This is a genomic window from Streptomyces sp. MP131-18 (assembly GCF_001984575.1).
GTDB classification, from domain to species: domain Bacteria; phylum Actinomycetota; class Actinomycetes; order Streptomycetales; family Streptomycetaceae; genus Streptomyces; species Streptomyces johnsoniae.
The window spans coordinates 4192484-4207238 of the sequence record NZ_LZNS01000001.1 but is presented as its reverse complement, the minus strand read 5'-3'; the positions used below and the strand labels follow the sequence as shown (position 1 = coordinate 4207238).

The following is a 14755-nucleotide window of genomic DNA, read 5'->3' as shown; positions in this document are numbered from 1 at the left end:
CCATTGTGGTCACTCCCCCTCGTCTGTGGTCACTCCCCCTCGTCGGCCGCCCCGCCGGCCTCCTGCTCGTCCTCCGGCGCCCCGTCCTCCGGCGCCTCGTCCTGCTCTCCCTGACCGCCGTCGGCGTCTGCCTCCCCGGCACCGTCACCGGAGTCGTCGCCTGAGCCGCCGTCGGGCGAGGGGGACGGGGTCTGGCAGCCGTCCTGACGGCCCAGGGCCTCGCCAAGCTCGCCGGACTCCAGCTGGTTCAGCGCCTCGTTGCCGCTCTGGCCGAGCTCCTCCAGACGCGGCACGATCTCGCCGAGCCCTTCGGCGAAGGCCGCCTGGTCGGAGGTGTCCAGTGCGTCGACCTCCTCCTTCAGCCCGGCGAACGAGGTGGAGAGATCGTTCAGCGCGGCGACAGCGTCCTCGCGTACCTGCTCCCCCTCGTCGACCGGCGGGGCGCCCGCCTCGTCCACGACGTCGGCGATGCCCGCGTAGGCCTCCGAAATGTCCTGGTACGCCGCCGAGTCCGCCTCCTGGACCTCTTCGGGCGAGCGGTTGCCCTCGCTGACCTCGGCGATGGCGGCGTACGCGGACTGGATGCGCTCCACCTGCGGCTGGAGCCCGTCACAGACCGACGCGGCCCACCGGTCGACCTCCTCGTTGTCGTCGCCACCGCACGCCGTCAGCGTGAGGAGGAGCGCCGCACCACCGGACAGTGTCACCGCGAGCTTCTTGTTCACCGTTCCTCGTCCCGTTCCTCGACCCGTTCCTCGACCTTCGTGCCGCTAGGGCGGGAACTTACACGCCGGTCATCCCTCTTCCGAGTGATGGCCGAGGCCCTTGTCCCGGATTGCAGCCATTTGCACCAGCGGGTGCAGGGCTTCCCGCAACTGGGCGACACGCCGGTAGTGAAGGCCCGTCATGCCGACCTCGCGGGCGGCCGCCACATGCCCCTCCGTATCATCGACAAAGAGACAACGCGTCACCTCTGCCCCGGCCCGTTCCGCCGCGAGGCGGTACACCCGAGGGTCCGGCTTGGCCACGCCGATCCGCGAGGAATTGACCACGGCATCGCACACGGCCGGCGCCGCGCCGCCGGTGCCGCCCGCGCCGCCCGCGTCGGCGGTGGCGAGCCCCAGGGCCGTCAGATCCGCCTCAAGACGCGTCGTGGCGTTCGACACCAGCACCACGGGCACCCGCCGCCGCACCTGCGCCAGCAGCGCCGCGACCTCGCGGTCCACACGCGCGCCGACCGCCGACCACTCCGCAACCAGGGCGCGCGCCCGCTCGGGACCGCCGCACGCCGCAGCCAGGTCGGCCGCCACCGCCGCCCGCCACTCCCCGTCCGCCACGGCGCCGGTCACGGCGGGCAGCAACAGGTCGGGGCGGAACGCGGCGCCCGCCAGCGCGCCCGGCGGCAGCCCGTACGCCAGGTCGAGATCCGTCATGGCCGCCGGGTCCCATATCCGCAGCACCCCGTCGATGTCGCACAGCACCGCGTCGAACGCCATCCCACTTCCCTCCCCGCCCGGCCGTCAGGCGACGGCCGCGCCGTTCTTGAACACCTCGGCGCCGTGCCAGGCGACGAACTCCGGTGCCGGCCGCGGCTTCCCGCGCCCCGGCGCGGCCAGCGGCCGCCCGGCCAGCTCCTCGACGGCGCGGGCGGCCCCGCCGCCCGCAACGAAGAGGCCGGACACCCGGATGGCGCCCTCGCCGGTCAGACCGAGCACGCCGAGGTCGAACAGCCGGTGGTGCAGCGCGCACAGCGCCAGCCCGTTGCGCACCTCGTCCGGCCCGTCCTGACTGTGCCAGCGGATGTGCGCCGCGTCGATCCCCACCGGCTGGCGGCCGAGCCGCCCGTCGAAGCCGCACATCGCACACGCGTACGCGTAGGCGAGCATCACCGACTCGGCGAACCGCGCGTCCCGGCGGCGCGCCGCGCGCCGCTGCTCGACCAGCAGGAACGCCGACGCCTCGATCGCCGTCAGCTCCAGCCCCGCGGCCTCGCAGATGGGTACGTCGAGCGTCGGCGTGAAGTGCTCGTCGAGCAGCACGCGCGCCGCCGCGGCCAGCGTGCCCGCGTCCGCGAGCAGGCTCTCGACCTCCGGGCGCAGCCGGCCGTGCGCGCCGCGCTCCCGCAGCTGCGGGCCGCTCGCCGCGGTGCCCGGCCCTATCGGCTCCCCGGCCGCGTCCCGCACGTCCCACAGCGCGCGCTCCAGGTGCACGAACGGCATCGCCGCCCGCTGCCTGGCCGCCGCGGCAGTGCTGACCGGCGGGCCGAAATCGTTGATCATGCGGCTCACCGGCTCCTCGGCCTCCGTGTAGCCGACGGCCGTGGTGCCGTGCCGCGCGAACCGCCCCAGCAGCCACAGCACGAGCAGCGGCTTGTGCGGCGCCCGGCGACCGCGCACCCGGGCACGCCGCAGGGTGGTCAGCGCCGTCAGCAACTCCTCCCGCGTCACACCGACCACCCTGCCACACGCCTCTGACAGCGCGTTCGCCGCCGGACTCAGGCCCCGGGCACCGGCGTTGCCCGCTGCTTGCCGCCCGCCTCCCCGGTGTCCCCGGAATCCCCGGAGCCCCCGGCGTTCCCCGCGTCGTCGGCCGCATCGTCGTCCTCGACGGCGATGCCGCGTCGCTTGGAGCTGTACACGGCGCCGACGATGATGAGGATGGCGGTGATGGCGATGGCGGCGCGCGCCGGGGCGCTGGCGTCGTCGCCGTAGGACAGCGTGATGACGGCCGGGGCGATGAGGAGCGCCACCAGGTTCATGACCTTGAGCAGCGGGTTGATCGCCGGGCCCGCGGTGTCCTTGAACGGGTCGCCGACCGTGTCGCCGATGACGGTCGCGGCGTGGGCTTCGCTGCCCTTGCCGCCGTGGTGACCGTCCTCGACGAGTTTCTTGGCGTTGTCCCAGGCCCCGCCGGAGTTGGCCAGGAACACCGCCATCAGGACGCCGGCCCCGATGGCGCCCGCCAGGTACGAGCCGAGCGGGCCGATACCGAGGCCGAAGCCCACCGCGATGGGCGCCATCACGGCGAGCAGCCCCGGCGTGGTCAGTTCCCGCAGGGAGTCCCTGGTGCAGATGTCGACGACCTTGCCGTACTCGGGCTGTTCGCTGTAGTCCATGATCCCCGGCCGCTCGCGGAACTGTCGCCGCACCTCGTACACCACGGAACCGGCCGAACGCGACACGGCGTTGACCGCGAGCCCGGAGAAGAGGAAGACGACCGCCACACCGATGATCAGACCGACCAGGTTGTTCGGCTGGGAGATATCCAGGCTCAGCCCGGTCTCGCCCAGCACCTCGGCCGCGCTCATCTCCACATCGGCGATGGACTCGGCGATGGCGTCCCGGTAGGCCCCGAACAGCGCCGCCGCGGCCAGCACGGCCGTGGCGATGGCGATGCCCTTGGTGACCGCCTTCGTCGTGTTGCCGACGGCGTCCAGGTCGGTGAGGACCTGCGCGCCCTCGCCCTCGACGTCCCCGGACATCTCGGCGATGCCCTGGGCGTTGTCGGCGACCGGACCGAAGGTGTCCATCGCGACGATCACGCCGACCGTCGTGAGCAGCCCGGTCCCGGCCAGCGCCACGGCGAAGAGGGCCAGCATGATCGTGCTGCCCGCCAGCATGAACGCCCCGTACACGCTGAGGCCCACCAGCAGCGCGGTGTAGGTGGCCGACTCGAGACCCAGCGAGAAGCCGGAGAGCACCACCGTGGCCGGTCCGGTGCGCGACGTTCTGCCGATGTCCCGGACGGGCCGCCGGCTCGGCTCGGTGAAGTACCCGGTCAGCTGCTGGATGACGGCGGCGAGCACGATGCCGATGGCCACGGCCGTGAGCGCGAACAGCCGCGGGTCGGAGTCGTGCGACGCGATCTCGGTGTCGGTGACGCCGTCCAGTTCGGCGAAGCTGTCGGGCAGGTAGGCGTAGGCGGCGACGGCGACCAGGACCAGGGAGATCGCCGCGGAGAGGAAGAAACCGCGGTTGATCGCGGTCATGCTCGTCCGGTCGCCGCGCCGTGGCGCGACCAGGAAGATGCCGGCCATGGCGGTCAGCACACCGATGGCCGGAACGAGCAGGGGGAACGCGAGCCCGGCGTCGCCGAACGCGACGGCCCCCAGGATCAGCGCCGCGACGAGGGTGACGGCATAGGACTCGAACAGGTCGGCGGCCATGCCGGCGCAGTCGCCCACGTTGTCGCCCACGTTGTCCGCGATGGTGGCCGCATTGCGCGGGTCGTCCTCGGGGATGCCCTGCTCGACCTTGCCGACGAGGTCGGCCCCGACGTCCGCGGCCTTGGTGAAGATGCCGCCGCCGACGCGCATGAACATCGCGATCAGGGCGGCGCCGAGGCCGAACCCCTCCAGTACCTTCGGGGCATCCGCCGCGTAGACGAGCACCACGCAGGAGGCGCCGAGCAGGCCGAGCCCGACGGTGCACATACCGACGACGCCGCCGGTACGGAACGCGATCCGCATGGCCTGGTCGCGGCCTTGCTCACGCGCCGCGGCAGCCACTCGGACATTGCTGCGCACCGCCAGCCACATTCCGAGGTATCCGGTGGCGGCGGAGAATGCCGCGCCGACCACGAAGAACAGTGAGCGGCCAATGCGCTGGCCCCAGTCATCCGCCGGCAACAGCAGCAGCAAAAAGATCACTGCGGCGGCGAAGACGGAGACGGTACGCAGCTGGCGCGCGAGGTACGCATTCGCGCCCTCCTGAACCGCGGCGGCGATCTTTTTCATGTTCTCGGTGCCCTCACCGGCGGCCAGGACCTGTCTCACCAGGACGACGGCGAGGGCCAGGGCTGCCACGGCAACCACGGCGATCACCAGGATGAGGCCGCGGTTCCCGCTGGTGAGTTCGGCGGCCTCGGCTGCCTGCGTGACATATGGATGAGCCATTCGTCCTCCTTGACGCTCCGGCGCTGATCCGAAACAGACAGACGTGGCCGGAGTGTAGAGAGGTGCGGGGCATCGAAAAAGGGGCCGGGGATGACATTTAACCGGTCTGAGTAAAATACGCAGACGAGGGATGATCTTCTGCGCCCCAGGGAATCATCTTGGAATGATCAGGCGCGGAAAGATCACCGGGAGCGGGAAGGCCGCGCCGACTCAGGAAGATCAAAAAAGATCGGGAAGATCGAAAAGGAGATCACGGCCGGACGAAGTCCGAGCGGACGAAGATCAGGAAAGCGAAGATCAGGAAAGCGAAGCGGTGGCCGTCGGCCAGCTCATCCGGATCTTCCCGCCGCGGGAGTCGGAGATCACCTCGACATCGTCGACGAGCCCGCTGATCACGGCGAGCCCCAGCTCATCGGTCTCCTCGGCGGCCTCTGCGGCGGACTGGTCACGGGGAGCGGGCACGGCGCTCGGCGCGTCATCCCCCACCTCGATCGAGAACGACTTCTCCCCCTCGGTCAACGCCACCCGCACGGGCGACGTCAACCCGTGCACCGCGTGCAGGCCCACCGCACGGCTGCACGCCTCGCCCACCGCCAGCCTCAGCTCGTCGAGCACCGACTCATGGACGCCGGCGCGGCGGGCGACCGCGGCGGCCACCAGCCGGGCGGTGCGCACGTGCTCCGGCGACGCGCTGAAGCGCAGTTCGACGGTGGCCATTGCCATCCCCCTCGATCGTGCGGGCACGCCGCCCCGGCCGCGGTACCGATGCTCTCGGGACCGACGGCGCTCGGGACGGCCGCGGTGATGATGTGACTCTATTCTCCGGCTCTGCTGACAGAGCACGGGGCTTGTCAGTCGTTGGCCGCGATGGCCTCGTCCACCGATTCGTGGATCGGGAACACCTTGGTCAGGCCGGTGATCCGAAAGATCTTGAGAATGCGCTCCTGGTTGCACACCAGGCGCAGCGAGCCCTCTTGGGCCCTCACTCGCTTCAGGCCGCCGACCAGCACACCAAGCCCGGTGGAGTCGAGAAAGTCGACGCGCTCCATGTCCACCACGAGGTGGTGGTTGCCGTCGTTGACCAGCTCGACCAGCTGTTCGCGCAGCTTGGGCGCGGTGTATACGTCAATCTCGCCGCCTACCTCGACAACCGTACGGTCGCCAACGGTCCGGGTCGACAGGGACAGGTCCACGGATCCTCCAGCACCTTGCTAACGAGCGGTCGCCCCCCATGGATCGGCAGCCGCCAGGGCATTCAACCACTTGTCGCCTGCCCAGGACGACGTCTTACAGCCATTGTCCGTCGGACCAGTGACAGACTCGGTGCCGATGTCCCATGAGTGTGCACCGCCTGAAGCGGTCGAGACCGACGCCCACCGCCCGCCGCCACGGGCGGTACTCGAACGTCTGCGCGGACGTTCGGAACGGGCCGCGCGCCTCACCCACATGGAGCAGCTGCCCGCGCGCCCGGGACGTCATGCCTCCTGGCCGGAAGGGATACGCCCCGAGGTGGTGGCGGCCGTGCGGGCCACCGGCATCGAGCGGCCCTGGACGCATCAGGCACACGTCGCGGAGCACGCGCTGCGCGGCGAGTCGGTCGTGATCTCCTCGGGCACGGCGTCGGGCAAGTCGCTGGCGTACCAGGTGCCGGTCCTCAGCACGCTGCTGGACGGCGCGGCGGCCCCCAACCGCCGCGGCGCCACGGCCGTGTACCTGTCGCCGACGAAGGCCCTGGCCGCGGACCAGCTCCGGGCGATACGCCGACTGGCCGCGCCGCTCGGCACCGACATCCGTCCCGCCGGGTACGACGGGGATACCTCATTCGAGGAGCGGGCCTGGGCCAGGGACCACGCGAACCTCCTTCTCACCAATCCCGATATGCTCCACCGCGGGCTGCTGCCCGGCCACCGCCGCTGGTCCTCCTTCCTGCGCGCCCTGCGCTACGTGATCGTCGACGAGTGCCACGTCTACCGGGGCGTCTTCGGCTCGCACGTCGCCCAGGTCCTGCGCCGCCTGCGGCGCCTCTGCGCGCACTACGGAAGCGAGCCGGTATTCCTCCTCGCGTCGGCGACCACGGCCGAGCCCGGCGTTTCCGCATCACGGCTCACGGGACTGCCGGTCGTCGAGGTGACCGAGGACGCCTCGCCGCGCGGCGAACTGGTCTTCGCCCTCTGGGAGCCGCCGCTGACCGAGGCCCGCGGCGAAAAAGGCGCCCCGGTCCGCCGTACCGCGACCGCCGAAACCGCCGAACTGCTGACCGACCTGGCCGTCCAAGGCGTCCGCACCCTGGCGTTCGTCCGCTCCCGGCGCGGCGCCGAGCTGATCGCGCTGATCGCCCAGGAGCGGCTCGCCGAGGTCGACAGAACGCTCGCGGGGCGGGTGGCCGCCTACCGCGGCGGCTACCTGCCCGAGGAACGCCGCGCCCTCGAACGCGCCCTGCACAGCGGCGAGCTCCTGGGGCTGGCCGCGACCACCGCCCTGGAGCTGGGCGTGGACGTCGCGGGGCTCGACGCCGTCCTGCTCGCCGGCTATCCGGGCACGCGCGCCTCGCTGTGGCAGCAGGCGGGCCGCGCGGGCCGGCAGCGGCAGGGCGCGCTGGCCGTGCTCGTCGCGCGGGACGACCCGCTGGACACGTATCTCGTGCACCATCCGGAGGCGTTGTTCCAGCGGCCGGTGGAAACGACGGTCCTGGACCCGGGCAACCCTTACGTGCTGGCCCCGCACCTGTGCGCCGCGGCCGCGGAACTGCCCCTCACCGCGACCGACTTCGATGAGAAGCCCGGCCTGTTCGACCCCGCGGCGGGGGAGCTGCTGCCCAAACTGGGGGCCCGCGCCCTGCTGCGCAGGCGCGGCGAGTCCTGGTACTGGACACGGCGCGAGCGGCCCGCGGACATGGTCGACATCCGCGGACAGGGCGGCGAACCGGTCCGGGTCGTCGAGAACGGCACCGGCCGCCTGCTCGGCACCGTGGACGCCGGCCCAGCCCACAGCACCGTGCACGAGGGCGCGGTCCACCTGCACAGGGGCCGCAGCTACGTCGTCAAGGAGCTCGACCTGGAAGGCTCCGTGGCCCTGGTCGAGGAGGCCGACCCGCCGTGGTCCACGTCCGCTCGCGAGGTCACCGATCTCTCGGTGCTCGAAACCGACATCGACGTCCCGTGGGGCGAGGCCCGGCTGTGCTTCGGCTCCGTCGAGGTCACGCATCAGGTGGTCTCCTTCCTTCGGCGCCGGCTGCTGACCGGCGAGGTGCTCGGGGAGACCCGGCTGGATCTCCCCGCCCGCACGCTGCGGACGCGCGCGGTGTGGTGGACGCTGACGCAGGACCAGCTGGACGCCGCCCGCGTCGGCCCCGACGTGCTGCCAGGAGCGCTGCACGCGGCGGAACACGCCTCGATCGGCATGCTCCCGCTGTTCGCCACGTGCGACCGGTGGGACATCGGCGGCGTCTCCACGGCCCTGCACCCGGACACCCTGCTGCCCACGGTGTTCGTCCATGACGGTCACCCGGGCGGCGCCGGCTTCGCGGAGCGGGCGTTCCACACCGCCGGACGCTGGCTGACCGCCACCCGGGACGCCATCGCGGCCTGCGAGTGCGCGAGCGGCTGCCCATCGTGCGTCCAGTCGCCCAAGTGCGGCAATGGCAACGAGCCGCTGCACAAGGCCGGTGCCCTCCGCATCCTCACGGAGCTGCTGCGTCACCAGGGCCCGCCCGGGCTCTGACCCGGACGCTGTAGGGACCGGCCCTGGCCTCGGCGGTGAGATCGGCGATCTCACCGCCGACATGACAGCGGACCAGCCGGGCCCCCTGGGCCCCGGCGACCCGCCGGGCCAGCGCGCACGCCGCCTCCGCGCCGTCCGGCGCCACGTCGGCGGCGGCGAGCGCCGCCAGATCGGCGGCAGCGGCGGCGCGCTGCCTGGCCCCGGTCACCTGCCCCAGCGTGAGCACCGCGGCGAAGACCAGGCAGAGCAGCATGGCGCACAGCGCCGCCCAGACGGTCGCCGACCCCCGGTCCCCCGCGCCTGCCGCGGCGCGCCGCTCAGCCGCCCTCGGCATGGGCCACCGCCTCCCCGGTGACCGGCAAGGTCAGCGCGCCGGGGCCCGGCGTGGCGGCCGACACGGCCACCCGGTACAGCTCGCCCTCCCGCGTCACCCGCACCTCGGCCCCTTCGGGGGCCGCGGCGCCCGCGATGCGCTGCACTGCCGCGGACGACTCGCCCCGGGCCGCCGCCCGTGCACCGGCGCGGGCGGCGTCCCCGCACTGGGCCGAGACGGCGACCGCGGCCAGGCCCCACAGCAGCAGACCGAGCAGCAGGACCAGCGAGGGAATCACGAGCGCGCTCTCGGCCGTGAGGTAGCCGCGGTCGCCCGCACGGTCACGGCTCCGTGTCCAGCGCCCGTTCGACCAGCCCTTGCAACGCATCGCTCACCGCCCCCGAGGTCACGACCTGGTACAGCACCACGGCGAGCGCGGCGGCCGCGATCGTCCCCACGGCGTACTCCGCGGTACTCATCCCCTCGTCGCGCAGCCACGGACCCCGTCGGCTCCCCGGGCACCTCATCACACTGTTGATCGGCCACATGAACGGTCATCTCCTTCGTACACATCGCTCGTACGTACTTGCTCCTGGGCATTGCGCGTGGGCGTCGCTCGACCGGGCCAGGGCTTCACAGCAGTTCACCGGCCATGCCGATGACGACGGGAGCCACTCCGATGAGCAGGAAGGCCGGCAGGAAGCAGAGCCCCAGAGGCCCCGTCACATGGACCGCGGCCCGTCTGGCACGGATCTGCGCCGCTCTGCGGCGCCGGGCCCGGCTCTCCGCGGCCTCGGCCGTCACGGTGGCCACCACCGGCGTGCCGCCGGCCTCCGCCAGCTCCAGCCGCCGGGCCAGCCCCGCGGCGCCCGGCAGCCGGCCGAGCCCGCCCCATACGGCTCCCGGCTCGCCCCCGAGCCGCAGCTCGCGCGCCGCCCGCCGCAGCCGCTCGCCGAGCGGCCCACCCAGCGCCGCGCCCACCGCCTCCGCCGCGGGGCCCGGCGAGGACCCGGCGATCAGACACGCCGCCAGCAGCTCGGTCGCCAGGGCCAGCCGCGGGTCCTCCGACTCACCCGCGCGTCGCCACGGCGGACGCCAGGCGGGCCGGGGGCGCCGTGGCACCGTGGCCGGCTCGTCGCGCAGCACGGCCAGTCGGTCGTCCAGCGCCCGGCTGTCGCGCAGCCGTCGTGCCGCGGCCAGGGCCACGAGTGCGAGCAGCACCGCCAGACCAACCGCCCACGTGTCCCCGGCGGTCATGGCCCGGCCCGTTCCGCCGCGGCGACGATGGCGCGCACCCAGGCGAGCCCGGCCCATTCCAGCACCGCGCCGATGACGAGACAGACCGCACCGGCCGGGGTGCCGAGCAGTACGCGCAGCGGCTCCACCCCCATGACCGCGCCGAGCAGCAGGCCGAAGACGGGCAGGGTCGCGAGAACCACGGCAGTCGCCCGCGGGCCCGCCAGCTGGGCGCGCAGCTCCTCGTGCTGATGCCGCTCGGCCCGCAGCGCACCCGCGACGCGCTCAAGACCCGCGGCGAACGAGGCGCCCCCGTCCACCGCGACCGACCAGCAGGCCGCCACCCCGCGCAGGCCGTCCGCGCCGGGCCTGTGGGCGGCCGCCCGCAGCGCCGCCGGCACGTCACCGCCGTACCTGGCCGCGGCGAGCACGCCGCCGCCCGGCGGCCCGAGCCCGGCCGTGCCGATGGCCACGACCGCCTGCGCGGGCGGCCGACCGGCGCGGACCTCGCCCGCGAGCCCGACGCAGAACGCGATGACCTCCTCCCGGAGCAGCTCCGCCGCGCGCACGGCAGCGCGCCTGCGCCACCAGCGCACCGCCGCCGGGGCGAGCAGCACGGCCACCGGAAGCGGTAGCGGGGAACGTCCCCACAGGGACAGCAGCGCGCCGACCGCAAGGCAACCGAGCACGATGCGCAGGGTGGTGCCGTCCGGCGCGCGCGGCACCGGCCGCCGGGCCGGGCGGACGACCGCCCCCGGGTCGCCGCCCGAGGAGAGCGCACGGGACCGGCCCCGCCCGGGCACTCCCGCGACCAGCAGCCAGGCCCCCGCCCCCGCGCACAGGGCCGCGGTGAACGGAACGAGCTGCCCGGTCACAGGGCACCGCCTCCCCCGCCCTGGGCGCACAGGGCGGCCAGCCGCGGCCACCCTGGCCCGCGTCCGAAACCGTCCGGAGTCCAGCGGGCCGCAGGCAGGGTGTGCACCAGGCCGGTGTCGTCCTGCCGCAAAACGTGAATCTCCGCGAGCCTGCGCTGTCCGGATTCGCGGTCCCTGACCAGGTGCAGCACCACGGACAGCGCTGCCGCGAGCTGACTGTGCAGAGCTGCCCGCGGCAGCCCCGCGGTGCTTCCGAGCGCTTCCAGACGCGCGGGCACGTCGGCCGCCGCGTTGGCGTGCAAGGTGCCGCAGCCGCCGTCGTGGCCCGTGTTGAGCGCGCTCAGCAGCTCGGTGACCTCGCTGCCCCTGACCTCTCCGACCACCAATCGGTCGGGCCGCATCCGCAGCGCCTGGCGCACCAGGTCGTGCAGCGTGATCCGGCCCGCCCCTTCCTGATTGGCCGGCCGGGTTTCGAGGCGGACCACGTGCGGATGGCTCGGCCGCAGCTCCGCGGAATCCTCGACCAGGACGATCCGCTCGTCCGGTGGCACCAGACCGAGCAGGGCGGCGAGCAGCGTGCTCTTGCCGGAGCCGGTGCCGCCGGTGATCAGGAACGACAGCCGCGCGGCGAGCATCGCCCGCAGCAGCCGCTCCCCACCGGGCGGAAGGGTGCCGGCCTCGCCCAGCTCGCCGGGCGTGAACGCGCGCCTGCGCACCACGCGCAGGGAGAGGCAGGGCGAGCCGACGACGACGGGCGGCAGTACCGCGTGCATGCGCGTGCCGTCGGAGAGCCGAGCGTCCGCCCAGGGCCGCGCGTCGTCGAGGCGGCGGCCCGCCGCGGCGGCGAGCCGCTGCGCGAGCCTGCGGATGGCGGCGCGGTCGGGGAAGCGCACCGCCGATCGTTCCAGTCCACGGCCGCGGTCCACCCACACCTCGGCGGGCCCGTTGACCAGGACATCGGTGATTTCGGGCTCGGCCAGCAGCGGCTGCAACGGGCCGGCGCCGACCAGCTCGGAGCGCAGCGCGCGCACCACCGACAGCACCGCACTGTCGCCGAGAAGCCGACCGTGGTCCCGCAGTGCCGCCGCCACCCGGCCAGGCGTCGGCTCCGCACCCTCCTCGGCCAGCCGCAGCCGCACCGCTTCGAGCAGCTCCGGGAGATCGGCCGGCTCGACCATGCCGGGAGGAGCAACGGACGCGGCGGGTACCGACGGAGCGGCGGCAGACGCGAGCACGTCCCGCTGCGCGGCCCCGGCCGCAGGCGCTCCGGGCGCCTGCCGGCCGCCTGCGACGGTGGACCGCCCGTTCACGGCGCTCATGCGGCGGCCCCCGCGGCGGGCAGGGCCCGGTCGAGCAGATCACGGCAGAACCTGGCCAGGACCCCCTTGGCGTCGGCGCCCGGCGGCTCGCCCGCGTCCGCGGCGGCGGGCAGGCCGGGCTCGTCAGGCAGCTCGCCGGCGAGCTGCAGCCCGAGCAGCCGGGCCAGCTCGGCGCCCGCGAGGCCGCCACCGGATGAGGCGCGGGCCACCACGCGCAGGTCCCGTACCAGCGCGCCCGACATCGCGACGACGCGCTGCGCGCCGGCTGCCGCGCGCAGCTCGCCCGGCACCACCAGCAGGCCTAGGTCGAGCTGGGCGAGCGCCTCGGCAGCCGCCGGGTCGGCCGCTCGCGGCAGGTCGAGCACCACAATGCCGCCGCGGCGCCTGGCCGCCGTCAGAACCGTGCACATCGCCTCGGCGGGCAGCCGCGGACCGTCCGCGCGGTCCCAGCTGAGCAGGCTCACGCCGTGCAGACGCGGCAGCGAATCCTCCAGCGCGGCGCCCGAGAGCCGGCCACGGGCCGAGACGAACGCCGGCCAGCGCGGACCCGGCGTGCGTTCGCCGCCGAGGAGCATGTCCAGGCCGCCGCCGAGCGGATCGCCGTCGATGAGCGTGGTCCGCCGCCCCTCGGCCGCGGCGGTCACGGCCAGGGCGCACGCCAACGACGAGGCCCCGGCACCGCCGCGTCCGCCGAGCACGCCGATGGTCAGCGCGGGCGGGCCCGGGCGTTCGACGGCGTCCGCGATACGGTCCGCCAGCCAGGATTCGTCGCTTGGCAGGTGCAGCACCTGCTCGGCGCCCAGGGCGACGCCGCGCGCCCAGACGGTGTGATCGTCGAGGTCGCGCCCGACGAGGAGCACGCCCGGCCGCCGCCCGGGCCACTGCCCCGTCGCGGTCTGTGCCGCCGCCCGGTCGTCCCCCACCAGGACGAGCGGGGCGCGCTCCCATTGGTCGGCCGCCACCGGGGCGCCGTGCAGCACCTCGGCCTGCGCGCCCGCCGCGGCGCACAGGCGCAGCAGGTCGTCGAGAAGATCCTCGTCTTCCGTGAGAATCAAAATGGATTCGGGCACGGCCATCCCCCTTCGCACTGCGCGTTCGGTCAGTCGCCGAACGCATCGACAGCCACGCCATTCACGGTGCCGTCACTCGTCGCATTTCGGGGGCCTCAACGGAAATCTGTGGATAACTCCGCGATTGTGGAAAACTCGATCACCCTCGCTGCACGCCGTTGACGAACACATACTCGGCAGTTACTTGGGGTTACATACAGTCACGAGCTGGGGTAGGATGGCCCTCGTGCCCAGCTCCCCCGGGGCGCGTTGCCGCGCTGCGCTCGGAAGCGGGGTGATGCCCCCGGACATGCGACGACCCCCGCCGGGGGGGAGAGCGGGGGTCGTCTTCCTCGGCCGACTCGGGGGGGGAGGAGTCGGACCGGGTTAGCACGGTCGCGAACGATCCGTGACTTCCATGGTGTACCCGAGAGCCCTCGGAGGCAAACCACCGCGCCCCAGCGTACGCCGAATGGCGGGCCTTATGCTCGGGGCGTGAAAATACTCGCCCAGCCGCGTACCGCCGCCTTCTTCGACCTGGACAAGACGGTCATCGCGAAGTCGAGCACGCTCACCTTCAGCCGCTCCTTCTACCAGGGCGGCCTCATCAACCGGCGCGCGGTGCTGCGCTCCGCCTACGCCCAGTTCGTTTATCTGCTCGGCGGAGCGGACCACGACCAGACGGAACGGATGCGGGAGTACGTGTCGTCCCTCTGCCGCGGCTGGAACGTCAACCAGGTCAAGGAGATCGTGGCGGAGACCCTCCATGAGGTGATCGATCCGATCATCTACGACGAGGCAGCCTCCCTGATCGAGCAGCACCACGCCGAGGGCCGCGACGTGGTGATCGTCAGCACCTCCGGGGCCGAAGTGGTCGAGCCGATCGGGGAGTTGCTCGGGGCCGACCGGGTGGTGGCCACGCGCATGGTCGTGGCGGACGGCTGCTACACGGGCGAGGTGGAGTACTACGCCTACGGGCCCGCCAAGGCCGAGGCCATCGCCGAGCTGGCCGTCTCCGAGGGCTACGACCTGGCCCGCTGCTACGCCTACAGCGACTCGATAACAGACGTCCCGATGCTGGAGGCCGTCGGCCACCCGCACGTCGTCAACCCGGACCGTGCGTTCCGCAAGGAGGCCACCGCACGGGAGTGGCCGGTCCTGACGTTCGAGCGCCCCGTGCGGCTGCGGCAGCGGCTGCCGACGCTCGCCATGCCTCCGCGGCCGGCGCTCGCCGCGGGTGCGGCGGTCGCCGCGGCGGCCTGCGCAGCCGGGCTCGTGTGGTACGCCAGCCGACGCAGGTCTGCTCGCGCCACGGCCGCCCGATTCACCACTGTTTGACGCTGAAAGTA

The 14755-nt window shown here is 73.4% G+C and carries 15 protein-coding genes; 2 read left to right on the top strand and 13 right to left on the bottom strand.

What is annotated here, in order from left to right:
* Positions 1-29: 29 nt before the first annotated feature.
* The 6 genes from STBA_RS18895 to STBA_RS18870 all read right to left on the bottom strand — a co-directional run bounded on the left by STBA_RS18895 (position 30) and on the right by STBA_RS18870 (position 6087).
* Positions 30-725, bottom strand: a complete 696-nt coding sequence (locus STBA_RS18895) for a hypothetical protein (RefSeq protein WP_077060372.1) — start codon at positions 723-725, stop codon at positions 30-32.
* A gap of 69 nt (positions 726-794) precedes the next feature.
* Positions 795-1496 carry an HAD family hydrolase gene (locus STBA_RS18890; RefSeq protein ID WP_077060371.1) on the bottom strand — a complete coding sequence of 234 codons (702 nt, stop codon included), beginning with the start codon at positions 1494-1496 and terminating at the stop codon, positions 795-797.
* A 24-nt stretch (positions 1497-1520) separates the two neighbouring features.
* The gene (locus tag STBA_RS18885) at positions 1521-2447 is read right to left on the bottom strand and encodes a phosphorothioated DNA-binding restriction endonuclease (protein ID WP_077063428.1); all 927 of its coding nucleotides are present in this window, start codon (positions 2445-2447) and stop codon (positions 1521-1523) included.
* 47 nt (positions 2448-2494) lie between these two features.
* A complete protein-coding gene (locus tag STBA_RS18880) occupies positions 2495-4894 on the bottom strand; it encodes a sodium-translocating pyrophosphatase (protein ID WP_077060370.1) in 2400 nt (799 codons plus the stop codon).
* A gap of 297 nt (positions 4895-5191) precedes the next feature.
* Positions 5192-5611, bottom strand: a complete 420-nt coding sequence (locus STBA_RS18875; RefSeq protein ID WP_077060369.1) for an ATP-binding protein — start codon at positions 5609-5611, stop codon at positions 5192-5194.
* Positions 5612-5745: 134 nt separating this feature from the next.
* A complete protein-coding gene (locus STBA_RS18870; protein WP_049577173.1) occupies positions 5746-6087 on the bottom strand; it encodes an STAS domain-containing protein in 342 nt (113 codons plus the stop codon).
* Positions 6088-6223: 136 nt separating this feature from the next.
* Between STBA_RS18870 and STBA_RS18865 the strand changes: the two genes are divergently transcribed.
* Positions 6224-8614 (top strand): DEAD/DEAH box helicase, encoded by a 2391-nt coding sequence (locus STBA_RS18865; protein WP_079252019.1) that lies wholly within the window; start codon positions 6224-6226, stop codon positions 8612-8614.
* On the opposite strand, the gene STBA_RS18860 is transcribed toward STBA_RS18865, so the two are convergent.
* From STBA_RS18860 to ssd, 7 genes are all read right to left on the bottom strand, one after another.
* A complete protein-coding gene (locus STBA_RS18860; protein WP_077060367.1) occupies positions 8574-8948 on the bottom strand; it encodes an Rv3654c family TadE-like protein in 375 nt (124 codons plus the stop codon). The genes STBA_RS18865 and STBA_RS18860 overlap by 41 nt on opposite strands.
* Positions 8932-9225, bottom strand: coding sequence for a TadE family type IV pilus minor pilin (locus tag STBA_RS18855; RefSeq protein ID WP_253194824.1), 294 nt, complete (start codon positions 9223-9225; stop codon positions 8932-8934). Before STBA_RS18855 ends, STBA_RS18860 begins: the two co-directional genes overlap by 17 nt.
* Before the next feature lie 43 nt (positions 9226-9268).
* Positions 9269-9406, bottom strand: a complete 138-nt coding sequence (locus STBA_RS18850) for a DUF4244 domain-containing protein (protein ID WP_311619601.1) — start codon at positions 9404-9406, stop codon at positions 9269-9271.
* Positions 9407-9560: 154 nt separating this feature from the next.
* Positions 9561-10184: a type II secretion system F family protein gene (locus STBA_RS18845; protein ID WP_077060365.1), complete on the bottom strand. Its 624-nt coding sequence runs from the start codon at positions 10182-10184 to the stop codon at positions 9561-9563.
* Positions 10181-11038, bottom strand: a complete 858-nt coding sequence (locus STBA_RS18840) for a type II secretion system F family protein (RefSeq protein ID WP_077060364.1) — start codon at positions 11036-11038, stop codon at positions 10181-10183. The genes STBA_RS18845 and STBA_RS18840 overlap by 4 nt, the downstream gene beginning before the upstream one ends.
* Entirely contained in the window at positions 11035-12216 is a 1182-nt protein-coding gene (locus tag STBA_RS18835; protein ID WP_077063426.1) for a TadA family conjugal transfer-associated ATPase, read from the bottom strand. Before STBA_RS18835 ends, STBA_RS18840 begins: the two co-directional genes overlap by 4 nt.
* A 137-nt stretch (positions 12217-12353) precedes the next feature.
* Positions 12354-13433, bottom strand: coding sequence for a septum site-determining protein Ssd (ssd, locus tag STBA_RS18830; RefSeq protein ID WP_077060363.1), 1080 nt, complete (start codon positions 13431-13433; stop codon positions 12354-12356).
* 468 nt (positions 13434-13901) lie between these two features.
* On the opposite strand from ssd, the gene STBA_RS18825 reads away from it, so the two are divergent.
* Positions 13902-14744, top strand: a complete 843-nt coding sequence (locus STBA_RS18825; protein ID WP_077060362.1) for an HAD family hydrolase — start codon at positions 13902-13904, stop codon at positions 14742-14744.
* Positions 14745-14755 lie beyond the last annotated feature (11 nt).

Bases quoted from the DNA above. Each gene is read 5' to 3' on its own strand.
- STBA_RS18890 (WP_077060371.1), bottom strand. From the start codon at position 1,496: ATGGCGTTCGACGCGGTGCTGTGCGACATCGACGGGGTGCTGCGGATA.
- STBA_RS18880 (WP_077060370.1), bottom strand. From the start codon at position 4,894: ATGGCTCATCCATATGTCACGCAGGCAGCCGAGGCCGCCGAACTCACC.
- STBA_RS18875 (WP_077060369.1), bottom strand. From the start codon at position 5,611: ATGGCCACCGTCGAACTGCGCTTCAGCGCGTCGCCGGAGCACGTGCGC.
- STBA_RS18865 (WP_079252019.1), top strand. From the start codon at position 6,224: ATGTCCCATGAGTGTGCACCGCCTGAAGCGGTCGAGACCGACGCCCAC.
- STBA_RS18860 (WP_077060367.1), bottom strand. From the start codon at position 8,948: ATGCCGAGGGCGGCTGAGCGGCGCGCCGCGGCAGGCGCGGGGGACCGG.
- STBA_RS18850 (WP_311619601.1), bottom strand. From the start codon at position 9,406: ATGAGTACCGCGGAGTACGCCGTGGGGACGATCGCGGCCGCCGCGCTC.
- STBA_RS18845 (WP_077060365.1), bottom strand. From the start codon at position 10,184: ATGACCGCCGGGGACACGTGGGCGGTTGGTCTGGCGGTGCTGCTCGCA.
- STBA_RS18835 (WP_077063426.1), bottom strand. From the start codon at position 12,216: ATGGTCGAGCCGGCCGATCTCCCGGAGCTGCTCGAAGCGGTGCGGCTG.
- ssd (WP_077060363.1), bottom strand. From the start codon at position 13,433: ATGGCCGTGCCCGAATCCATTTTGATTCTCACGGAAGACGAGGATCTT.